Origin of the sequence: Erythrobacter sanguineus, assembly GCF_900143235.1 — a bacterium.
GTDB classification, from domain to species: Bacteria; Pseudomonadota; Alphaproteobacteria; order Sphingomonadales; family Sphingomonadaceae; genus Erythrobacter; species Erythrobacter sanguineus.
The window spans coordinates 64,471-86,880 of record NZ_FRDF01000002.1 but is presented as its reverse complement, the minus strand read 5'-3'; the positions used below and the strand labels follow the sequence as shown (position 1 = coordinate 86,880).

At 65.0% G+C, this 22,410-nt stretch carries 17 protein-coding genes and 1 tRNA gene; 8 read left to right on the top strand and 10 right to left on the bottom strand.

The window, feature by feature from the left end; genetic code table 11:
- The first annotated feature begins 13 nt into the window (after nucleotides 1-13).
- Complete coding sequence (locus BUA05_RS01705; RefSeq protein ID WP_072672942.1) at nucleotides 14-982, top strand: bile acid:sodium symporter family protein; 969 nt, start codon at nucleotides 14-16, stop codon at nucleotides 980-982.
- Here BUA05_RS01705 and BUA05_RS01700 read toward each other — a convergent pair.
- Both BUA05_RS01700 and panB read right to left on the bottom strand, forming a co-directional pair.
- A complete protein-coding gene (locus tag BUA05_RS01700; RefSeq protein ID WP_072672941.1) occupies nucleotides 954-2,027 on the bottom strand; it encodes a DUF475 domain-containing protein in 1,074 nt (357 codons plus the stop codon). The genes BUA05_RS01705 and BUA05_RS01700 overlap by 29 nt on opposite strands.
- A gap of 56 nt (nucleotides 2,028-2,083) precedes the next feature.
- Complete coding sequence (gene panB, locus BUA05_RS01695) at nucleotides 2,084-2,956, bottom strand: 3-methyl-2-oxobutanoate hydroxymethyltransferase (RefSeq protein ID WP_072672940.1); 873 nt, start codon at nucleotides 2,954-2,956, stop codon at nucleotides 2,084-2,086.
- Nucleotides 2,957-3,095: 139 nt separating this feature from the next.
- On the opposite strand from panB, the gene BUA05_RS01690 reads away from it, so the two are divergent.
- The 7 genes from BUA05_RS01690 (at nucleotide 3,096) to BUA05_RS01660 (ending at nucleotide 13,894) form a co-directional block, all read left to right on the top strand.
- The gene (locus BUA05_RS01690) at nucleotides 3,096-4,517 is read left to right on the top strand and encodes a sodium-dependent transporter (protein ID WP_072672939.1); all 1,422 of its coding nucleotides are present in this window, start codon (nucleotides 3,096-3,098) and stop codon (nucleotides 4,515-4,517) included.
- 103 nt (nucleotides 4,518-4,620) lie between these two features.
- On the top strand, nucleotides 4,621-5,403 hold the full coding sequence (locus tag BUA05_RS01685; protein ID WP_072672938.1) for a recA-like protein: 783 nt from the start codon (nucleotides 4,621-4,623) through the stop codon (nucleotides 5,401-5,403).
- Entirely contained in the window at nucleotides 5,291-6,916 is a 1,626-nt protein-coding gene (locus BUA05_RS01680; protein WP_086616548.1) for a Y-family DNA polymerase, read from the top strand. The genes BUA05_RS01685 and BUA05_RS01680 overlap by 113 nt, the downstream gene beginning before the upstream one ends.
- Nucleotides 6,917-6,972: 56 nt before the next feature.
- Nucleotides 6,973-7,305 (top strand): PilZ domain-containing protein, encoded by a 333-nt coding sequence (locus tag BUA05_RS01675; RefSeq protein ID WP_072673079.1) that lies wholly within the window; start codon nucleotides 6,973-6,975, stop codon nucleotides 7,303-7,305.
- Nucleotides 7,306-7,393: 88 nt separating this feature from the next.
- Nucleotides 7,394-8,632 (top strand): putative DNA modification/repair radical SAM protein, encoded by a 1,239-nt coding sequence (locus BUA05_RS01670; protein WP_072672936.1) that lies wholly within the window; start codon nucleotides 7,394-7,396, stop codon nucleotides 8,630-8,632.
- A gap of 205 nt (nucleotides 8,633-8,837) precedes the next feature.
- Complete coding sequence (locus tag BUA05_RS01665) at nucleotides 8,838-10,280, top strand: UdgX family uracil-DNA binding protein (protein ID WP_072672935.1); 1,443 nt, start codon at nucleotides 8,838-8,840, stop codon at nucleotides 10,278-10,280.
- On the top strand, nucleotides 10,280-13,894 hold the full coding sequence (locus BUA05_RS01660) for an error-prone DNA polymerase (RefSeq protein ID WP_072672934.1): 3,615 nt from the start codon (nucleotides 10,280-10,282) through the stop codon (nucleotides 13,892-13,894). The genes BUA05_RS01665 and BUA05_RS01660 overlap by 1 nt, the downstream gene beginning before the upstream one ends.
- Before the next feature lie 16 nt (nucleotides 13,895-13,910).
- Here BUA05_RS01660 and phoB read toward each other — a convergent pair whose 3' ends face one another.
- The 8 genes from phoB to recJ all read right to left on the bottom strand — a co-directional run bounded on the left by phoB (nucleotide 13,911) and on the right by recJ (nucleotide 22,375).
- The gene (phoB, locus tag BUA05_RS01655) at nucleotides 13,911-14,600 is read right to left on the bottom strand and encodes a phosphate regulon transcriptional regulator PhoB (RefSeq protein ID WP_072672933.1); all 690 of its coding nucleotides are present in this window, start codon (nucleotides 14,598-14,600) and stop codon (nucleotides 13,911-13,913) included.
- Nucleotides 14,601-14,759: 159 nt separating this feature from the next.
- Nucleotides 14,760-15,428 carry a phosphate signaling complex protein PhoU gene (phoU, locus tag BUA05_RS01650; protein ID WP_178139127.1) on the bottom strand — a complete coding sequence of 223 codons (669 nt, stop codon included), beginning with the start codon at nucleotides 15,426-15,428 and terminating at the stop codon, nucleotides 14,760-14,762.
- Nucleotides 15,428-16,195, bottom strand: a complete 768-nt coding sequence (pstB, locus tag BUA05_RS01645; protein WP_143150230.1) for a phosphate ABC transporter ATP-binding protein PstB — start codon at nucleotides 16,193-16,195, stop codon at nucleotides 15,428-15,430. Before pstB ends, phoU begins: the two co-directional genes overlap by 1 nt.
- A 17-nt stretch (nucleotides 16,196-16,212) precedes the next feature.
- Nucleotides 16,213-17,520, bottom strand: a complete 1,308-nt coding sequence (gene pstA, locus BUA05_RS01640) for a phosphate ABC transporter permease PstA (protein WP_084662408.1) — start codon at nucleotides 17,518-17,520, stop codon at nucleotides 16,213-16,215.
- The gene (gene pstC, locus BUA05_RS01635) at nucleotides 17,517-18,902 is read right to left on the bottom strand and encodes a phosphate ABC transporter permease subunit PstC (protein WP_072672930.1); all 1,386 of its coding nucleotides are present in this window, start codon (nucleotides 18,900-18,902) and stop codon (nucleotides 17,517-17,519) included. Before pstC ends, pstA begins: the two co-directional genes overlap by 4 nt.
- A gap of 112 nt (nucleotides 18,903-19,014) precedes the next feature.
- The gene (locus tag BUA05_RS01630; protein WP_245790042.1) at nucleotides 19,015-20,262 is read right to left on the bottom strand and encodes a sensor histidine kinase; all 1,248 of its coding nucleotides are present in this window, start codon (nucleotides 20,260-20,262) and stop codon (nucleotides 19,015-19,017) included.
- 147 nt (nucleotides 20,263-20,409) lie between these two features.
- Nucleotides 20,410-20,484: transfer RNA gene (locus BUA05_RS01625), tRNA-Glu, on the bottom strand.
- A 91-nt stretch (nucleotides 20,485-20,575) separates the two neighbouring features.
- Nucleotides 20,576-22,375 (bottom strand): single-stranded-DNA-specific exonuclease RecJ, encoded by a 1,800-nt coding sequence (recJ, locus tag BUA05_RS01620; RefSeq protein WP_072672928.1) that lies wholly within the window; start codon nucleotides 22,373-22,375, stop codon nucleotides 20,576-20,578.
- Nucleotides 22,376-22,410 lie beyond the last annotated feature (35 nt).

Sequence of the window (22,410 nt, the reverse complement as noted above, 5' to 3'; positions counted from 1 at the left end):
GGGCGCTCGCGCCATGCTGCTGCGCCGCCTGCCTTTCCTGTTCGATCCGATGATCGCAGTGCTGCTGATCGCGACGACGCTTGCGCTGTTGCTGCCTGCCACTGGCGAAGGGCACGCCGCCGCGCGCCATGTCTCGAACGGCGGCATCTTCGTGCTGTTCCTCGTCAACGGGATGCGCATCCGGCGAAGCGAGATCGCGCGCGGGATCGCCAACTGGCGGTTTTTCGGGCCGTTGATGCTGTTCGTGTTCGGCGGCATGGCGCTGGCGGGGGTGGGGTTTGCCGCGCTGGCAGGGACGTTTCTGCCGCCGCTGGTGGCATTGGGGTTCATCTATCTTGGCTGCCTGCCCTCCACGATCCAGTCGGCGACGTCCTATACCAGCCTTGCCCAAGGCAATGTCGCGCTGGCGGTGGTGGGTGCGGCGCTGATCAATATCGCCGGTGTGTTTGTCAGCGCGCCGCTGTTCGCGCTGCTGGGCGGCGGGGGTGCGGGGGATATCGGCAGCGAGGCGATTTTCCGCATCGGGCTGATCCTTGTGCTGCCGTTCCTGATCGGTCAGGCGGTGCAGGACAAGGTGATCGAGCGGGTTGCCGCCCAGCGCGCGCGCATTGCATGGCTGGATCGCGCGGTGATCGGGCTTGCGGTCTATGTCGCCTTTTCGGGCGCGGTCGAACAGGGGCTGGCGCGGTTGTTCTCGCCTGCCGACTGGGCGGTGCTGGTGGCGCTGGTGCTGGTCTTGCTGGCCCTGGCGCTGGGGGCCGCGTGGAGTGCCGGGGGCTTGCTGGGCTTTCCCCGCGGCGACCGTATCACCTTCCTGTTTGCCGGATCACAGAAGAGCGTCGCCATCGGCGCACCGCTAGCTGCGATCTTGTTTCCGCCGGAAAGCGCCGGGTTCGTCATCGCCCCGCTGCTGCTCTATCATCTCGCCCAGTTGGTGCTGGCCGCGCCGCTGGCTACGCGTCTGGCGAAGTCCCACCATTAGCCGCGCGTTCCGCGCGATTGTGCCGGATCGACCAGAACAGCGACAGCCCGATCAGCACCGCGCCGATCAGCCCGGTGAAGGTTTCCGGAATGTGATAGCGCGCCGACACCAGCATGATCGCGCCCAGCACGATAATTGCCCAGAACGCACCATGTTCGAGATAGCGATATTCCGCCAGCGTCCCGGCCCTGACGAGGTGGATCGTCATCGAACGCACGAACATCGCGCCGACGGACAGGCCGATGGCGATCACGATCATGTTGTTCGACAGGGCAAAGGCGCCGATCACGCCGTCGAAGCTGAAGCTGGCATCGAGCACTTCAAGATACAGGAACCCGCCAAGGCCCGATCGCACGATGGCGCCGCTTGCCTTCTTGGCCGCTTCGCGCTGTTCGATGATCGCGCCCAGCGCATTGACGCCGATATAGGTGACAAGGCCAAGGACGCCGGCTGTCAGGAAGGTCAGCGCATCATCCGGTACCAACATGGTCGAAACGCCATAGACCAGCGACAGGACCAGCCCGATTTCGACCGCAGGCACGGTCGAGAAACGGTTGATCGCCTGTTCGACCGAGGCGATCCAGTGGATGTCCTTGTCGGAATCGAAGAAGAAGCTGAGGCCGACCATCGCCAAGAATGCGCCGCCAAATCCGGCAATCCCGATATGCGCGCTGGAGACGATGCGTTCATATTCCTCCGGATCGCCGAGCGAAAGCTGCACCGCCTCCCACGGGCCGATCTGCGCCGCAATCGAGACGATCGCGATGGGAAAGACGATCCGCATCCCGAACACCGCGATCAGGATCCCGATGGTGAGGAAGCGCTGCTGCCATACCGGGTCCATTTCGCGCAGCACCGTGGCATTGACCACGGCATTGTCGAAGCTGAGCGAAATCTCGAGGATCGACAGCACGAACACGATCCACAGCACCGAAAGCATCCCGCCAAGGCTGCCGGTGCTGGCCCAGCCGTAATAGCCCGCCAGCGCAAGGCAGACCGCCGTAAAGGCAAAGGAAAAGGTGTAGAAGCGCAGCAGGGTCTGCATGGCAAGTGGGGGCCTTGGGAAAAAGGGGCGGGCAAAAGGGGCGGGGTGGAAGGCGCTCAGTCTTTGGGCTGGTAGGTCTGATCTTCGCCGGGAAAGGCGCGGGTGCGCACTTCTTCGGCATAGCGCGCGACGGTGCGGTCGATCACGGCCGCAATATCCTCGTAACGCTTCACGAAGCGCGGCACGCGTTCGAACATGCCGAGCATGTCCTCGGTCACCAGCACCTGACCGTCACACTTGGCCGATGCGCCGATGCCGATGGTGGGGCAGGATACCGCCTTGGTCGCGGCAATCGCAATGGGTTCGACCACACCTTCGATGACGATCGCAAAAGCGCCGGCCCGGTCGAGCGCGATGGCATCGGACACGATCTTGTCAGCCTCCGCATCCGATCGCCCGCGCGCGCCATAGCCGCCCAGCACATTGACCGCTTGCGGGGTCAGGCCGACATGGCCCATCACCGGAATGCCGCGCTGGTTCAGGAATTCCACCGTCGGCGCCATCGCCGCGCCCCCTTCCAGCTTCACCGCTGCCGCGCCGGTCTGCTTCAGCAGGGAGGCCGCGTTTTCGAACGCTTGGTTTGGCGAGGATTCGTAGCTGCCAAAGGGCATGTCGACGACCACCACGGAATGATAGGACCCGCGCACCACCGCCGCGCCGTGGTTCGCCATCATCTCCAGCGTCACCGGAATGGTCGAAGGCAGGCCATAGATCACCTGCCCGAGCGAATCGCCCACCAGCAAGAGATCGCAATGGGCATCAAGCAGTTGCGCCTGACGCGCGGTATAGGCAGTGAGCATCACCAGCGGTTCGGCGGTAACGCCGTCAGCCTTGCGCGCGCGGATGCGCGGCACGGTAAGGCGCCGCATCGGCTGCGGGGTGGGGTTGGCGCGGCTGGTGCTGGTGTCGAGCTGGAAAGTCGTGGACATGACGCCGCCTTTAGCCTCCGCGCATCCAGAACGCAAAACCTCCCCCTTGGCGCGGCCCCGGAAACATTGCACAGAGGTGACAGATGCGCTGATACGTCGATGACGCGTCCGGGGCAGGCGACAGGGGGATCTTGCGAGCATGGTAGCGACTTCGGCAACAGCGCGCGACGGCTGGTCTTCGCGCACGGCTTTCGTGCTGGCGGCGATCGGTTCGGCGGTGGGGCTGGGCAATCTGTGGCGGTTTCCGGCTGAGGCTGGCCAGAATGGTGGCGGTGCTTTCGTCCTGTTTTACATCATATGCGTCATTTTCATCGGCCTGCCGGTTCTGCTCTCCGAAACGCTCATCGGGCGGCATGGTCAGGCCTCAGCGCCGGAAAGCATGCGGCGCATGGCGGCAGAATCGGGCGCGTCGGCCCGCTGGGACTTTCTCGCCAATATCGGCGTTCTTAGCGCCTTCATGATTGTAAGCTTTTACTGCGTGGTTGGCGGATGGGTGGTCTATTACATTTATGTCTTCGGCGTGGACCTGATGGCCAGCGGTTTGACCGGCGGCGCGTTCGAGGGCCGATCGCGCGAGGAGATCGAGGCCATCCTGCCCGGCCTTTTTGGCAGCGCGCAGCTGATGCTGACCGGCCATATCATCTTCTTTGTCGTGACGATCTTCTTCGTGATGCGCGGTGTTTCGGCGGGGATCGAATGGGTGGCGACCTGGCTGATGCCGACCTTTTTTGTGCTCCTGATAGGGATCACGCTTTATGGCCTGACCACGGGGGCGGGCGCTGAAGCGTTCGCTTACCTGTTCACCTTCGATTTCTCCAAACTGACGCCGCAGGTCATGCTGGCGGCGGTGGGGCAAGCGTTCTTCTCGCTGTCTCTGGGGGTTGCAGGAATGATCACCTATGGCAGCTACGCCTCGCGCGATGTCAATCTGGGGTATACCAGCGGGATCATCGCGGGCGCGGACACCGCCGTGGCGCTGATTTCCGGCCTTTGCGTGTTCCCCATCGTCTTTGCCGCAATGGCCGCTGGAGTTGGTGATCTTTCGGTCGAGGCAGGGCCGGGGCTGATGTTCGCTTCCCTTCCGGTCGGCTTTCAGGCGATGCCGTTCGGGTCGCTGATCGGGCTTGCGTTTTTCATCATGGTGGGCTTTGCCGCGCTGACCAGTTCAGTCGGCCTGCTCGAAGTTCCGACTTCGTGGGTGATCGAGCGGTTTGGCCTTTCACGCGCAGCCAGCACGCTGATTGTCGGGTTGAGTGCCGGGGCGCTTGGCTTGCTGTCGGCCCTTTCGTTCAATGAACTGGCCGATGTCCGCCCGCTCGGCTTCATTCCGATTTTTGCCGAGGCGAATATTTTCGATGCGCTTGACGGTGTGACGGCCAAGATCTTCATGCCGCTCGGCGCGATCCTGACCTGCATTTTCGTCGGCTGGGTGGCAGAACCTCGGCTGGTCGATGCGGAGAATGGTCTCAGCGGGACGCTGAACCAGGTCTGGCGCGCTTTGGTGCGGTATGTGTGCCCCGTGGTTCTGCTGGTTATCATGGGCTTTGGCCTGTTCGGGTGACATCAGCCGCATGGCTGCGATCCGGGCGTTGCAATCGCGCGCCCGATATGGAACATAATAGGAACGAAGCGGACTCGCCCGAGTCCGGTCAGCGAGTCGTTCCATGTCTGATGCCCTTGTCCCTTCGGGTGCGCCTGCGCCCGTTCTCGGTTCTCCGATCCCGCCGGTGCTTGCCGCCCGGCGGGCCGAGGCGCGCTGGCGTCCGGGCCTGTCGCAGCAGCCCTTGCATTCCGAGATATTCGCCTCCGGTGGCGAGGCGAGCGGGGCGGGGCTGGCGCTGGCCCTGGCCCGCGATGCTCTTGCTGCGGCGGGCGAGAGCGAGGACGCCCGTCAGGTTTTGTGGGTGCAGGACCGGGGGGCGATCCGGCAGGGCGGGCGCCCTTGTGTGGCGGGCCTGCCGCCGGATCTCAGGCACCGGTTGATTCACGTCGCCGCCGCCACGCCAGAGGATGCGTTGTTCGCATTGGAGGAAGGGCTGAAGTGCCGTGATCTGGCCTGCGTCATCGGCGAAATTGCCGGCAATCCGCGCGCGCTATCCTTCACCGCTTCGCGCCGCCTTACCCTCACTGCCGAACGGCATGGTGTCGCCTTGTGGCTGGTGCGTCTCGATGCCGAGCCTGACCTGTCTTCGGCGCGGATGCGCTGGCGCACGCGTGCCGCCCCGTCGCCGCCTGCGCGCTGGAACCCGGCTGCCCCCGGCACCGCGAACTGGCACGCCGAGCTGTTCCGCGCGCGGGCTCACGCACCGGGCGAATGGATGTTGAGTGATGCCAATGAACACCTGCACATCGTCAGACCGTCTGCCAGCGTCTCCGCCGCGCCGGATATTGGCGATCTGGTTCGCCCGACTGTCGGTCGATCGCTGGCGGCTCGCGCTCGGGCCTGAGGAGCGCGGTGCCGCAGACAGCGCGCCGACCGCGCTGATCAACGAGACCGCGCATGGCCCCCGGATTGCCGCCGCCAATGATGCAGGGCTGGCCGCGGGCGCGCGCGCGGGAATGCTGCTGGCCGATGCGCGTGCGCTGTGCCCGCAGCTGGCGGCGGTTCCGGCCGATCCGGCGGGTGATCTTGCCGCGCTGGAAAATCTGGCCCTGTGGGCGCAGCGCTGGGGGCCGTGGAGCGCGCTCGATCCGCCCGATGGCGTATTGGTCGATGTCACCGGCGCGGGCCACCTCTTGGGCGGCGATGAGGCATTGCTGGCCGATGTCGCAAGCGTTTTTGCCCGGCGCGGGCTGACCGCGCGCGCTGCGCTGGCGCCCACCGCCGGTGCCGCCTGGGCGCTGGCACATTTCGCGCCTGCGGGGGCCATCCTTGCCCCTGATGATGACCCGCTGCGCCTGCTCGGCGATCTGCCGGTGGCGGCGCTGCGGCTCGATGATGATGTGCTCACCGTGCTGCGGCGATTGGGGATCAGGCGGCTTGGGGAGCTGGCCGGGATCAGCGGCGCGCATGATGATCCTGCACGCGAGGCCGCCGCACGCGATGCGATCCGCCGCCGGTTCCGCAATCGCCGTTCGCCCGCCGCCAATCCGCTGCTGCGTCTGGACCAGCTGCTTGGCCGGATGCCCGAGCCGTTGCTACCGGTGCTCGACCGCCCGCAACCGATGGTGCAGCGCCGGCTGATGGAGCCGATCCGCCATCGCAGCCTGCTGGACCGGGTGATGGGCGATCTTGCCGATGATATGGTGCGCGCGCTCGAGGCGCGGGGGGAAGGCGCGCGGCGGCTCGAACTGGCGCTGTGGCGGGTTGATGGTGAGGTAATGTGGCGCCGGATCGAACTGGCCGCCGCGACCCGTGAGGCGGCGCACATGATCCGGCTGTTTGCCGCAAGGCTGAATGATGTCGATGCCGGGTTCGGGATCGAGGCCGTGCAGCTGCGCGCCAGCTGGAGCGAGCCGCTGGCGCTGTCGCAGGCCGATCTCGATGAGGCGGCGCAGCAGCATGGCACCTCGCTCGCCGCCTGCATTGACCGGCTGAGCGTGCGATTGGGACCGAAAGCAGTGATCCGGCCGGTTGCCCATGCCAGCCACATCCCCGAGCGTGCACAAGGCTGGCAGCCGCCGCTTGATCCCCTCCTGCCGATGCAGGGCCGGCTCGCCTTCCATGCCCGGCCGCTGAAACTGCTTGACCGGCCCGAACCGATCGCGGTGCTCTATGCCTCGCCCGACGGTTTCCCGCAGCGCTTCCGCTGGCGCGGTGACGTGCGCGAGGTGGTGCGGGTGGAGGGGCCGGAACGCATCGCGCCCGAATGGTGGCGCGAACGTTCGACCGCGCGGCTGCGCGATTATTACCGGATCGAGGATACTGCCGGGCGGCGTTACTGGATCTATCGCCGGGGGATCGCGGGCGACGGGCGTGGCGGCGTGCCCGACTGGTTCCTGCAAGGATTATGCGCGTGAAAATACGCGCTGCGTCATCAGGTTTCCTTTACCTGTTCGTGCCATTGCCAATGGGCATGAATTTGCAAACGATCCCCCGCGCGTCTCAACGCCGCTCGCTCAGCCTGATGGTGAAGAGCAGGGTGCGTTCGCGCGTGGTGTTTGTGGATCTGGTCGATATCTCCGAAGGCGGCTGCAAGATTCGCGGCAAAGCCGGTTTCGCCCAGCTCGGTGACCGGGTGACAATGAAGGTCGCGGGCGTCAACGCGCCGCTCGGCACCATTGCCTGGATCGAGGGGCCGATGGCCGGGGTTGCTTTTGAAGGGATGATGCATCCTGCGATGCTCGATCACCTGTGCGAACAGACCGGAGCCAGCCGGGCCGAACCACGCCAGCATCGTTCTATCTGAACCGTCACGAGCCGCTTGCAAGCTTTGCATTTGGCATCGGGGGGTGTGGAACATATAAGGAACAAGAAAGGTGTTCCCCACGGTTCCCATGGCTCAGCAAACACTCCGCCAGAAACTCGAAATCCTCGCCGATGCGGCGAAGTATGATGCGTCATGCGCATCGTCTGGCACAGCGAAGAAGAACTCGCTGGGCGGCAAGGGGGTCGGCTCGACCGAGGGGATGGGCATCTGCCACGCCTATGCGCCGGACGGGCGGTGCATTTCGCTGCTCAAGATCCTGCTGACCAACCACTGCATCTTCGATTGCCACTACTGCATCAACCGCAAGAGCTCCAACGTCGCCCGCGCGCGCTTCACCCCGCGCGAGGTGGTTGACCTGACGCTCAATTTCTATCGCCGCAACTATATCGAGGGGCTGTTCCTGTCCTCCGGCATCGTGCGCAGCGCCAATCACACGATGGAGCAGCTGGTCGAAGTCGCGCGGATCCTGCGCGAGGAGCACGACTTTCGCGGCTATATCCATTTGAAGACCATCCCAGAGGCGGATGCCGAGATTATCCATCAGGCCGGGCTTTATGCCGACCGCGTGTCGATCAATGTCGAACTGCCCACGCAGGCTGGTCTGACCCGCCTCGCGCCTGACAAGAACGCAGGGCAAATCGAGGGCGCGATGGGGCGCACCAGGGCGCGGATCATCGAGGCGAAGGATGAACGCAAACGCTTCCGCCACGCGCCGCGCTTTGCGCCTGCGGGCCAATCGACCCAGATGATCGTCGGCGCGGATGATGCCAATGACGCGGCGATCATCGGCAAGGCGAGCCGGCTTTATGGCGCGTTCGGGTTGAGACGCGTCTATTACAGCGCCTTTTCACCGATCCCTGATGCCAGCGCCGTGCTGCCGCTGAAGCGCCCGCCGCTGCTGCGCGAACATCGGCTGTATCAATCGGACTGGCTGATGCGGTTCTACGGCTTTGCCGCGCAGGAGGTGGCCGATGCGGCCGAAGCGGATGGCAACCTGCCGCTCGATATCGACCCGAAACTGGCCTGGGCGCTGAAATTTCGCGCAAGCTTTCCGGTCGATGTGAACCGTGCGGCGAAAGAGCAATTGCTGCGCGTACCGGGGCTGGGGACGACAGCGGTGGGACGGATTCTGGCGGCGCGGCGACACCGAACGCTGAGATTGGACGATGTCGCGCGGCTGACGGCCTCGGTCGCCAAGGTGCGTCCTTTCATCTGCACCATCGACTGGCGGCCCACGCTGCTCACCGACCGTGCCGATCTGCGCCGTCTGCTCGCGCCGCGGCAGGAACAGCTGGAGCTGTTCTGATGGTGGCAAGAAGAGGTTCACGCAGAGGCCGCAGAGGAAAAGGAGACGCAGAGATGTTGTCCGTGCCGCAGGCATTCTTATCACTTGCAACCTTGCCGCCTGCCACACCGTCCGGGGAGGAGTGCGGCTTCGCCGCGCACGCGATCCCTTTGCGTCTCTCCTTTCCTCTGCGGTCTCTGCGCGAAACCCTTTCCTTGAGCCTCGTATGAGCACCATGCCCTATGCCGCGATCGGCGCGCATTATGCCGTCCATTTGCCCGTGCCCGACGATTTCACCTTCTGGCGCGAGCGGGCGCGGGGGCTGGTGCAGTGCGACGTTCCGCCCGACCGGGTCTCGTGGATCGAACCGGACGGGACGGGTGATCTGTTCGCCAGCCAAGGCCCCTTTCGCGGAGACAAGCGCCTGCCGGTGCCGCCCGCCGATGCTCCGCCCGTGCGCGCCAGCCAGCGGTTCCTGACCGTGGCTCGCAGCGCCGCGCTGCACTCCGATCCGGCGCGGTTCGGGCTGCTCTATCAGGTGCTGTGGCGGCTCCAGCGCAATCCGCGCCTGATCGAGGACAAGGCCGATCCCCAGGTGCGCCGCCTTGAGGAACTGGCCAAAGCGGTGCGCCGCGATGCGCACAAGATGCACGCCTTCGTCCGCTTCCGCGAAGTGGCTGATGACGACGGCACGCCGCATTTCGTCGCCTGGTTCGAGCCCGATCATCACATTCTGCGCGCCGAGGCGGGATTTTTCATGCGCCGCTTCGCCAATATGCGCTGGTCGATTCTGACCCCGCGCGGCAGTATCCACTGGGACGGCAAGGCCATGCGCGAAGGCCCGGCCGCGAGGGCCGAGGATGCGCCCGGCGGTGATCCGGTCGAGGATTTGTGGCGATCCTACTATGCTGCGATCTTCAACCCGGCGCGGCTGAAGGTCGGCGCGATGCTGTCGGAAATGCCGAAGAAATACTGGAAAAACCTGCCCGAGGCCGAGCTGATCCCGCAGCTGATCGCCAGCGCGCAGGCGCGGGAGGCGGCGATGGTTGCGGCAGGCGAGCGGGAGCAACGGGCGCGGTCCGCGACGCTGGTCGAGGTGGCGCAAGGCATCGCTGCCTGCCGCGATTGCGCCATCGCCGATTGCGGCACCCGTGCGGTGGCGGGCGAGGGGCCGCAGGGTGCGCGGCTGATGATTGTCGGTGAACAGCCGGGGGATCAGGAGGATATTGCCGGACGCGTGTTCATCGGTCCAGCGGGGCAGTTGCTGGACGAATATCTTGCCCGTGCCGGGATTGACCGGAGCGCCGCTTACGTCACCAATGCGGTCAAGCACTTCAAGTTCACGTGGAAAGGCAAGCGACGCCTGCACCAGTCACCGGGCGCCAAGGAAATCGACACCTGCCGCTGGTGGCTCGAAGCCGAACGCGCGATTGTGCGGCCCCGGATCGTGCTGGCGCTGGGGGCAGGCGCGGCGCGGGGCCTGCTGGGCCGCACGCTCAGCGTGACCAAGGCGCGCGGCACACCGATCATGCTCGATGACGGAGCCGAGCTGTGGGTGACGGTGCATCCCTCCTATCTGCTCAGGCTTGATGGCGAGGCGAGGGAGCAACAAGCGGCGCTGTTCGCCGCCGATCTGGCGCGGGTGCGGGAGCGGTTGGGGGCGGACTGATGCCCGACGCCCCGCTCACTCCCGACAAGCGCAGGTTGCAGCTTGATCCCGCAGGGGTAACCGCCCCCCAGCGTGCACCTTTCGTCGAACTCGGCCTCGTCAGCTGCTTCAGCTTTCTGCGCGGGGCTTCGGACGCGGTTGATCTGGTGCTTGCCGCGCACACGCAGGGTTATGACGCTATCGGGATTGCGGACGCCAATTCGATGGCCGGGGTGGTGCGGCTCCATACCGAGGCGAAGACGCTGAAACTGCGCCCGGTGATCGGTTGCCGGATCGAGACAGTCGAGGGGCTGGCCTTCCTCGCCTACCCGGAGGATCGCTCCGCCTATGGCCGGTTGTGCCGCCTCATCAGCGCCGGACGGATGCAGACGCCCGAGGGCGCTTGGCAGGACAAGGGGGTGTGCCAGATCACGCTGGCGATGCTGGCGGAACATTGTGAGGGCGTGCAGCTGATCCTGCTGCCGCCCGATGATCCGGAGGCGCGCTTTACCGTCGCGGCCCCGAGCAACATCATCCCCTTTCGTCGTCCCGGACCTGATCAGGGGCCGCTCGCCGACAGCGATCCCGGCCTTCGCCGGGATGACGAGAGGGAGATGGCTTTCGCCGACCTCCTCCCGCACCTGACCCGCCAGCTTGCCAGCCTGCGCCACATCGCCGCCGCCTACCTCTATCGCGGCGACGATATCGCCCGGATCGAGCGGCTCGACAGCCTCGCCCGCGCGCATGGTCTAGGCCTGCTGGCCACCAATGATGTCCACTACCACGCGCCCGACCGCCGCGCGCTGCATGACGTGATGACCGCGATCCGGCACAAGACCACCGTGGCGCGGGCCGGGCACCTGCTCCACCCCAATGCCGAGCGACATCTGAAATGCCCAGCCGAAATGCAGCGCCTGTTCGCCCGCTGGCCCCACGCCATTACCGCTGCGCGCGAAGTGGCGGACCGGTGCCGCTTCAGCCTTGATGAACTGCGCTACGAATACCCCGAGGAGATCTATCCGGAAGGTCAGACCCCGCAGCAATTCCTCGAAATCGAAGTCTGGGCCGGGGCTGGGCGGCGCTACCCGGACGGCCTGCCCGAAACCGTGCGCGCCACGCTTGCGCGCGAACTCGCCCTGATCGCCAAGCTCGATCTCGCGCGCTATTTCCTCACCATCAAGGACATCGTCGATTTCGCGCGTGGCTGCGATCCGCCGATCCTGTGTCAGGGGCGTGGGAGCGCCGCGAACTCCGCCGTGTGCTACGTCCTCGGCATCACCAGCGTTGACCCTGCCAAACACCAGCTGCTGTTCGACCGTTTCATCTCCGAAGAACGCAAGGAGCCGCCCGATATCGACGTCGATTTCGAGCACGAACGGCGCGAGGAGGTGATCCAGTATATCTACCGCAAATATGGTCGCCACCGCGCCGGCCTGTGCGCCACGGTGATCCATTACCGCCCGCGCATGGCGATCCGCGAAGTGGGCAAGGCGATGGGCCTCAGCGAGGATGTTACCAGCGCGCTCGCCCGCACCGTGTGGGGCGGGTGGGGGCGCGAGATCAGCGAGAAACACGCCGCCGAAACCGGGCTGGATGTCACCGACCCGCACCTCAGGCGCGTGCTGAAACTCACCGAGCAGATGATCGGCATGCCGCGCCATCTGGGGCAGCACGTGGGCGGCTTCATCCTTACCGAAAGCGCCCTGACCGAGACCGTGCCGATCGGCAATGGCGCCATGCGGGAACGCAGTTTCATCGAGTGGGACAAGGACGATATCGAGGCGCTGGGTATCCTCAAAGTGGATGTGCTGGCGCTGGGGATGCTGACCTGCATCCGCAAATGCCTCGATCTGCTGGGGGCGCATCATGGCCGCGCGCTGGCACTGGCCACCGTCCCGCGCGAAGACCCGGAAACCTACGCGATGCTGCGCAAGGGCGATTCGCTCGGGGTGTTTCAGGTCGAAAGCCGGGCGCAGATGAACATGCTGCCGCGCCTGCGCCCGCGCGAGTTCTATGATCTCGTCATCCAGGTCGCGATTGTCCGCCCCGGCCCGATTCAGGGCGACATGGTGCACCCTTACCTCAAGCGCCGCCGGGGCGCGGAAGCTGTGCAGATACCCGCGCCCGCTCCCGAACACGGGCCCCCGGACGAACTCACCAGCATCCTTGGGCGCACGCTGGGCGTGCCGATCTTTCAGGAACAGGCGATGAAGATCGCGCTGGATGCCGCGAAATTCTCAAGCCTCGAAGCCAACCGGCTGCGCAAAGCGATGGCGACCTTCCGCAGCCGGGGTATGGTTGACGAGCTTCAGGACATGATGGTCGAACGCATGGTCGCGCGCGGATATGATCGCGACTTCGCCCAGCGGTGCTTCAACCAGATCCGCGGCTTTGGCGAATATGGCTTTCCCGAAAGCCACGCGGCGAGTTTTGCGCAGCTGGTCTATGTTTCGAGTTGGCTCAAGTGCCATTATCCGGCGGCCTTTGCCTGCGGCTTGCTCAATTCGCAGCCGATGGGGTTCTATGCCCCCGCCCAGATCGTGCGCGATGCGGCGGAGCATGGGGTGCGGGTGCTGCCGGTGGATGTGAACGCGAGCCAGTGGGATTGCACGCTGGAAGAGGAAGGGGTTTCTCGCGGAGAGCGTGGAGGAAAGAGAGGCGCAGAGATGTCGTCCGTGCCGCATGCACCTCTCTCTTCTTCAAGCGTGCCACCTGTCGCGCCGTTCGGCACAGATTGCGGCGGCGCCGCAGGTGCGAACCCTCCGCGTCTTCCTTCTTCCTCTGCGTCTCTGCGAGAAACCAATCATTTCGCCCTGCGCCTCGGCTTGCGTCAGATCTACGGCTTGCCCGAACATGTTGCCGCCGCGCTGGTGAGCGCGCGCGATGCGGGCGGGGCTTATCGCGACCTTGCCGACCTCAGGACGCGTGCCGGGCTGTCTGCGTCACATATCGAGCGGCTCGCCAGCGCTGATGCCTTCACCTCGCTGGGCCTCTCGCGCAGGCAGGCCCTGTGGGATGCGCGCAGCCTGATTGCCGCGCCAGATCTGCCGCTGTTCCGCGCTGCCGGGGTGCGCGAGGAGGGGGCTGAACGGGCGCGGATCGCCTTGCCCGCCATGCCCCTGTCGGAAGAAGTGGTGGCCGATTACCAGACCACCCGCCTCAGCCTGAAGGCCCACCCGATGGCCTTCCTGCGCGCCGATCTCGCCGCGCGCGGCTTTGTAAGGGCGAGTGATCTGCGCAGCCGCAAGTTCCGCAGCATGGTGCAGGTCGCAGGCGTGGTGCTGATCCGCCAGCGCCCCGGCAGCGCCAAGGGCGTTACCTTCATCACGCTGGAGGACGAGACGGGCGTCATCAACCTGGTGGTGTGGCCCGATCTGAAGGAAAAAAATCGCAAGGTGGTGATGGGTGCCAGAGCAATGGAGGTGCGCGGCCGGGTCGAATATGATGACGAAGTGATCCATGTCATCGCCGCCCACATGACCGATGCGACGCACAGCCTGCACGCGCTTTCGGACGATATGCTGGAAACACCGCTGGCGCGCGCGGACGAAGTCAATCGCCTGATGCCCGAACGCGCCGGGGGAGGGCACCCGCGCGATGCCCGGATTATCCCGAAATCACGCGATTTTCATTAGGATTGAGTCCCGCCTTTCAGCTCGCCTCGAGCGCATATCCGGCCGAGCGGACGGTGCGGATCGGGTCTTTCGCCCCGTCGATCCCGATCGCCTTGCGCAACCGTCGGATATGGACGTCGACCGTGCGCAGTTCGATATCGGAACCCGTCCCCCATACTCCGTCGAGCAGCTGGCCGCGGCTGAACACCCGACCCGGGCTTTCCATGAAGAACTTGAGCAGGCGATATTCGGTCGGCCCGAGTTGCAAGGCTCGGCCCCGGCGCTGGACCTTGTGCGCCACCGGATCGAGCCGGATGTCGCCCACCTCGATCGTCTCGCCCGCCAGCGCCGGACGGATCCGGCGCATCACGGCCGCCACGCGGGCGAGCAGTTCGCGCGGGGAGAACGGCTTGGTAAGATAATCATCCGCGCCTGTTTCAAGCCCGCGCACACGGTCATCCTCCGCCTCGCGCGCGGTCAGCATGATGATCGGAACATGCGCCGTTGCCTTGTCGCGGCGCAACCGGCGGCAGACCTCGATCCCGCTGGTGCCCTCGATCATCCAGTCGAGGATGATGAGATCGGGCACGTCCTCGGCCGCCAGCACCAGCGCCTCGTCACCATCGCCGGTGGAGCGGACGTTGTAGCCTTCGTTCTGGAAACGGTATTCGAGCAGCTCTGACAGGGCCGGATCATCTTCGACCAGCAGCAATTTGGCAGCGGACATACAGGTGATGCCTCCTCAGGCTCCCGCGGGGGAGCGATGCCTGACCCTATGTTTCACTTCGGCTACAATTTGATGAAACCGCAGCCGACAAGTTTTCCACATTGATCGCATCAGACCATTCGCGGGTCGTCTGCATCGCGCATCAGCGCGACCGAAAAATCAACGGTCCCCTTCGGGCGGATAGACACCGGTCGCGGCGAAGTGCACCATTTCGGCAACATTGGTCGCATGGTCGCCGATCCGTTCGATATTGCGGGCCACGAACAGCAATTGCGCCGCGCTTGAAATGGTCGAAGGGTTTTCAACCATATGGCTGACAAGGTTGCGGAAAATGCTGTTGTAGAAGGCGTCCACCTTGGCATCGGTGGCGATTACCTCTCGTGCCAGATCGGGATCGCGCGCGGCATAGGCGGTGAGTACATCATGCACCATCTCGCTCGCCAGTTCGCCCATCGCCGGCAGCAAGGTCAGCGGTTCGAACCGGGCGCGGCCTTCGATCATGCCGACCCGCTTGGCGATGTTCTTGGAATAGTCACCGATCCGTTCAACCACCCCGCCGATCTTGAGCGCAGCGATCACTTCGCGCAGGTCATCCGCCATCGGAGCGCGCAGGGCGATGATCCGCACGGCCAGCTTGTCGACTTCAGTTTCGAGCGCGTCGATCCGCTTGTCCCGGGCAACCACGCTTTCGGCCAGCTCCACGTCGCCCCGCACCAGCGCGTCAAGCGCCTCGGCAATGGCGACTTCAGCGAGGCCGCCCATTTCGGCGATCAACCCGCGCAGACGGGTAATGTCTTCATCGAACGCCTTGACCGTGTGTTCGGCCATCAGCCGTACCTTCCTGTAATATAGTCCTTCGTCCGCTCCTCTATGGGATTGGTGAAGATTTCGGATGTTGGACCATACTCCACCATCTTGCCAAGATGGAAGAAGGCAGTGCGCTGGCTGACGCGGGCGGCCTGCTGCATTGAATGGGTGACGATGACGATGGCATAGCGGCCCGAAAGCTCGTCGATCAATTCCTCGATCTTGGCGGTTGCGATCGGGTCGAGCGCGGATGCAGGTTCATCCATCAGGATCACTTCGGGATCGACCGCAATCGCGCGGGCGATGCACAGGCGCTGCTGCTGGCCGCCCGAAAGCGCGGTGCCCGAATCATCGAGCCTGTCCTTGACCTCGTCCCACAGCCCGGCGCGGGTCAGCGATCGTTCGACCACCACGTCGAGATCAGCCTTCTTTTCGGCAAGGCCATGGATCTTCGGTCCGTAAGCGATGTTTTCGTAGATCGACTTGGGAAAGGGGTTGGGCTTCTGGAACACCATCCCGACCCGCGCGCGCAACTGCACCACGTCCATCCTGTCACCATGGATATCCTCGCCCTCAAGCTCGATCAGGCCGGTTACGCGGGCGGAAGGAATCGTATCGTTCATGCGGTTGAAGCACCGCAGGAAGGTCGATTTCCCGCAGCCCGACGGGCCGATGAAGGCGGTGACGTAATCGGGCGAGATGTCGATCGAGACATCGTCGATCGCCTTCTTGTCGCCATAGAAGACCGAGACGTCCCGCGCATGGATCTTCGCGTTTTCGTCAGTCATGTTGGGATGGATCACAGTCACCAGCGTTTCTCGAACTTGTTGCGGAGGTAGATGGCGAGGCCGTTCATCGCGAGCAGGAACAACAGCAGCACGATGATAGCGGCACTGGTGCGTTCAACAAAGCCGCGGTCGATTTCATCCGACCACAGGAAAATCTGCATCGGCAGCACCGTGGCGGGCGAGGTGAAGCCATCGGGCGGGGTGGCGACAAAGGCGCGCATCCCGATCAGCAGCAGCGGTGCGGTTTCGCCCAGCGCGCGGGCCATGCCGATGATGGTGCCGGTCATTATGCCCGGCAGGGCCAGCGGAAGGACATGGTGAAACACCACCTGCACCGGCGAGGCACCAATCGCCAGCGCCCCGTCGCGGATCGAAGGCGGCACCGCCTTGATTGCGTTGCGGCCCGAGATCACGATCACCGGCATCGTCATCAGCGCCAGGGTCATCCCGCCGATCAGCGGGGCCGAACGCAGGTTGGGAAACAGCGCAAGGAAGATTGCGAGGCCCAGCAGACCGAAAATGATCGAAGGCACTGCGGCAAGGTTGTTGATCGATACCTCGATCAGGTCGGTCCAGCGGTTCTTTGGCGCGTATTCCTCAAGGTAAAGCGCGGAAAGCACACCAATCGGGAAGGCCAGCACCAGCGTTACCAGCATGGTCAGGATCGAACCCTTGAGCGCGCCCCAGATGCCCACCGCCTGCGGGCTGGTGGCGTCCGAACGGGCAAGGAAGCCCCAGTCCCAGTTGCTGGCAAGCCTCCCTTGCTTCGCCAGCCTTGCGGCAAGCGCCTGCATTTCGGGCGATCCCTCGCCGGCCAATCCGGCGGCGAGGCCAGATGAGGCGGGCAGCTGGAAGTTCCGGGTGCGGGTGATGAGGGTTGGATCATCCGTCAAGGCGGCGGCGACATCGCGCCAGGCATCGGCCGAAAGCTGCGCGGCGGCCTCGGCGCCAAGTTCTTCCTCGGCATAGAAGGAAACGACCTCTGGCAGACCCTGCATCTCCAGCGTCTGGATCGCGCTTGGCGCGGTAAGCGAGATGGCATCGCCAGTGACGCCGCTTTCGGGAAAGTCGATGGTCACGCTGAGTTCGGCACGCTGGAACCCGCCGATGCCGTTCATAGCCATGCTGCCTAGCAGAAACACCAGCACCGCGACCGAGAACACCACCGCCGACGCGCCCAGCAGCCGGAAATTGCGTTCGGCGCGGTAACGTTTCGCCAGCCGTTTCTCGAACGATGGAGTGCGGGTCGGGCCGAGCGATTCGGGCCTTCCAGCGGCGATGGCTTCGGAAATCGAACCGGCGGGGGGCAGGGCGGAACTGCTCATTCATAGGCCTCCCGGAAACGCTTGACCACGCGAAGGGCGATAAAATTGAGCGCCAGCGTCACCATGAACAACACAAACCCCAGCGCAAAGGCGCTCAGCGTTGCGGGGTGATCGGTGCTCTGTTCACCGGTCAGCAGTTTGACGATCTGCACCGTCACTGTCGACATTGGTTCGAGCGGGTTGGCGGTCAGGTTGGCGGCGGGCGAGGCGGCCATCACCACGATCATGGTTTCCCCGATCGCGCGGCTGACGGCCAGCATGATGCCCGCGACAATGCCCGGCAGCGCGGCGGGGAACAGCACGCGCCGGATTGTCTCCGATTTGGTCGCGCCCATCGCCAGGCTGCCGTCGCGCATGGAGCCTGGCACGGCGGCCATCGAATCGTCCGCCATCGACGAGACGAAGGGGATGATCATCACCCCCATCACCACGCCCGCTGCCAGCGCGCTTTCGGTCGAGGCGCTGGTGATGCCGATCGACACGGCTGCATCGCGGATGGCCGGGGCGACAGTGAGCGCTGCGAAATAGCCATAGACCACCGTCGGCACCCCCGCGAGAATCTCAAGCAGCGGCTTGACCCATGTGCGCAGGCGCGGATCGGCATATTGGGTAAGATAGATCGCGCTCATCAGGCCCAGCGGAATGGCGACGACCATGGCAATGATCGCCCCGATGAAGATCGTACCCCAGAACAGCGGGATCGCGCCGTAGCGGGTGGGATCGACCGCATCGGGGCTCACCATCGTGTCTGGGCCCCATTTGGAGCCCAGCAGGAAATCGACCGGCGAAACCATGCCGAAAAACCGCACCGTTTCGAACACCAGACTTCCGAAAATTCCGAAGGTGGTGAGAATCGCCACCAGCGATGCCAGCAGCAGGATCACCATCACTGTCCGCTCAACCCGCGTCCGGGCGCGGAAATCGGGCCTCAGGCGCAGGAAAGCGAGGATGCCGCCGACCAGTGCAATCACCAAGGTCACGATAATGCCGATGATGTTGTAGCGCGAGAGCGCCTCGCGGAACGGCGCGATCAGCGGTTCGGCCTCGTCATTGAATACGCCCGGCGCATTGCCCTGCGCCACCGCACGCGCCTCTCCGAGAAAGGCATCGCGTTCGAAACCGAAGGCGGGCAGATCGGCGGCGGCAGGGGAGGCAAGCACGCTTTGCGTTACCAGTTGCGGCGCGATTGCCGACCACAAGGCGACAAAGGCCAGCACCGGCAGCGCGACCCACAAGGCGACATACCACGCATGATAGACCGGGCGCGAAACCGGGCGCAGCGCCGGATCGCTGGTCTGGAAGCTCCATGCCTTGGCCCGACCCGCCAGCCATCCGGCAAGGCCAAGCCCGATGGCAATCAGGATAAGCGTGATCGGCGACATTGAATGAACCTGTTTTCCTCGAATGAGGCGCGCATGAATCGGGCGGCTTTGCTGGCGGAACGACCCCCGCCCTGATGCCATGGCGGGCGGATGTTCAAGAAATAAGACACAGCTATGACAGTTCTTGGGTTTCGGGCTCGCGCGGATCGTCGCCATCCTCTTCGCCGGCATCCGGAGCTTCGGTTTTCACCGGGGCCGCCAGCGGGATACGCACCACCACGCGGGTGCCCTTGCCCAGTTTGCTGCTGATGTCGAGCCGTCCGCGGTGGCGCTCCACGATATGCTTTACGATCGCAAGGCCGAGCCCGGTGCCGCCCGAAGCGCGGCTGCGGCCGGGATCGGTGCGGTAGAATCGCCGGGTGAGGTGCGGGATCTGTTCGGCCGCGACACCTTCGCCTTGATCCGTCACCGCAATCCGCGCCTGATCGCCCGGCACCAGATCGAGCGCAACCTTCACCGGACGGTCAGACGCGCCATATTTGAGCGCATTGTCGACAAGGTTGCGCACCACCTGTTCAAGCTGTTGCTGGTCGCCGATCACCCAGGGATCACCCGCAAGGTCAAGTTCGATCCGCTCGACCCGTGCCGATCCTGCCGCATCGCGCGAGGCGCGTTCGACCAGCGGGGCAAGTGCGATGCGTTCGGTCGGCAGGTCGTGCTTTTCGGCCTCGACCCGCGACAGGCTCATCAGGTCGCTCACCAATGCGTGGAGGCGCTGCGCCTCGCGTTCGATGATGCCGAGGAACTTCTGTGCGGTGGGCGTGTCGACCTTGCCATCGTCCTCGCGCAGGGTTTCGACATAGCCGAGGATCGCAGCCAGCGGCGTGCGCAGTTCGTGGCTGGCATTGGCGACGAAATCGGTATGCGCGCGGCTGATATCGGCTTCGGCAGTCTGGTTGGTCAGTTCCAGCATCGCGAGCCGATCGTCGATTGCCTGATGGTTGACCTGCCAGATGTCCTGTCGGCGGACGAGGCCGCGCACGATCGCTTCGCCGCTGCGCCCATCATTGAGCAGCGAAATCGCCTCGGGCTGGCGCAATGCGACCCGCGCATCCTGCCCGACCACGTGCGGGCCAAGCATGGTGCGCGCGGCACGATTTGCAAGCGCGATGGTGTTGCGTTCGGTAATCATCAGCGGGGTCGAGAAATTCTCGATCAGTTCGCTAATCGAATCGAGGTCGAACGAACGCTTGACGATGGTCTTGGGTGGTTCGGGCGGGCGACCTGCGGCAACCAGCAGTGATCCGACCCAGACCAGCAGCACCGACAGGGCGATCACCGCGTCGACCCCGAGCAGCATCATCGCCACAAAGGTCACCGCTGCCAGCAGGATGCCGGCGACCGGAAAGTTCTGCCCCATGCCCATCGCGCATCGCCTTACAACCAAGCGGGAAAGGTTGAAAGCGCCGAAGCCGCAAGAATGGCCAATGACTCGCGCACGACCCGCGCACAACGAAAAGGGCGGCAAGGCCGAAGCCTGCCGCCCATTCGTATCGCAACCGGGAGGTGGTGACCCCTACGGGAATCGAACCCGTGTTTCAGCCGTGAAAGGGCCGCGTCCTAACCGCTAGACGAAGGGGCCACATCCGCTGCGAGAGCGGGCAACTAGGGGTGTGAATCGGATCGGTCAAGCCCCGTTTGCCTCGCCTGCGGGAAAAATCGCGCGGGCAGGCTCAGTCGGCGAAAGCCGCGTCCTCCAGATGCAATTCCGCTGCCGGGCGGTTGCCCCAATCATCGATCCGGACGCGCCCGGCGAGATGGAAGCGGCGCCCGTTGCTGCGGTGGAGCAGGGTCTGGGCCATTTCGGTTTCCGCAGCGCGAAAAGCGATCGCCTTGAACGAGCGCCCGTCCATCCCGCTGGCCACCAGCCGCAGGTGATCCTTGCCGACGATATCCGCCTTGACGATCCGCACTGGCCCGACGGCGATGCGCGGCGCGGGCCATCCGACCCCGTAAGGCCCCGCAGCCTCCAGCGTCTCGACCAGTTCCGGAGTCAAACCGCCCGGAGCCAGCGCCAGATCAAGCAACATCGCTGCCCCGGTCCGCGCACGCTCGACATCGCGGGCAAGCCGTTCGTTGAGGAAGCCCGCGAAATCGGCAAGGCGGCCGCTGTCGATGGTCAGCCCCGCTGCCATGGCGTGGCCGCCGCCTGCCACCAGCAGCCCGGCCTCACGCGCGGCAATGATTGCCGCACCCAGATCCACACCGCTGATCGAGCGACCGCTGCCTTTGCCTTGCGCAGCGTCAAGCGCGATCACAATCGCGGGCTTGCCGGTCTTTTCCTTGATGCGGCCAGCGACGATCCCGATCACGCCGGGGTGCCAGCCATGGCCTGACAGCACCTGCACCGCCATGTTGTGCTGCCCTGCAACCTGCGCTTCGGCGGCTTCCTGCACCTCGGCCTCTATCGCGCGGCGTTCCTCGTTGAGTTGCGACAGCTGGATGGCGATGGCGCGCGCTTCTTCGGGGTCGGTGGTGGTCAGCAGCCGCACGCCCAGCGTCGATTCGCCGATCCGCCCACCGGCATTGATGCGCGGGCCAAGCGCGAAACCGAGATCGCTTGCCTGCGGGGCGCGGGTCAGGCGGCTGGCATCAATCAGCGCCGCCATCCCGATCCGTTCTCGCCGGGCGAGCACCTTGAGCCCCTGCGCCACGAAGGCGCGGTTGAGGCCATGCAGCGCGGCAACATCGGCAACCGTGCCCAATGCGACCAGATCGAGCAGGCCCTTGAGGTCAGGTTCCGGCCGCTGTGCGAACCAGCCCTTGCCGCGCAGCGTCCGCACCAGCGCGACGCCGAGCAGGAAGGCAACCCCCACCGCTGCCAGATGGCCGTGCGCCGCGCCGAGATCGCTTTCGTCAAGGCGGTTGGGATTGACCAGAGCCGCGGCTTCGGGAAGTTCGGGCGAGCATTTGTGGTGATCGACCACGATCACGTCCAAGCCGGCGCGCTTGGCCATACTCAGTGCCTCGTGCGCCATCGCGCCGCAATCGACCGTGACGATCAGGCTTGATCCTGCCTCGGCCAGCCTGACCAGCGCCTCGCCCGTCGGGCCGTAACCTTCCAGCAGACGGTCGGGGATATAATAGCCCGCGTCATGGCCCACCTGGCGCAGCAGTTCGACCAGCAACGCCGCGCTGGTTGCGCCGTCCACGTCGTAATCGCCGTAAATCGTCACCTGTTCGCTGGTCATCACCGCATGGGCAAGCCGATCGGCAGCGGTGTCCATGTCGCGGAAGGCCGAAGGATCAGGCAGGAAGTCGCGCAAGGTCGGGCGGGCGTGACGCGCAAGATCATCCTCGGCCACGCCGCGGGTCAGCAGCAACTGGTCGAGGATCGAATGCTCCAGCCCCTGTGCCGATGCCGCGCCAAGCGCCATGTTGCCACCCCGCCAGCGCCACGCCTTGCCCGAGAGCGAGGCAATAACGCCCAGAACATGGGCATGGGGCGCAAGGGACGACGAAGCAGAGGCCATGATCCCGTCCCTAGCGCAAAGGCTGGGTGGCGGAC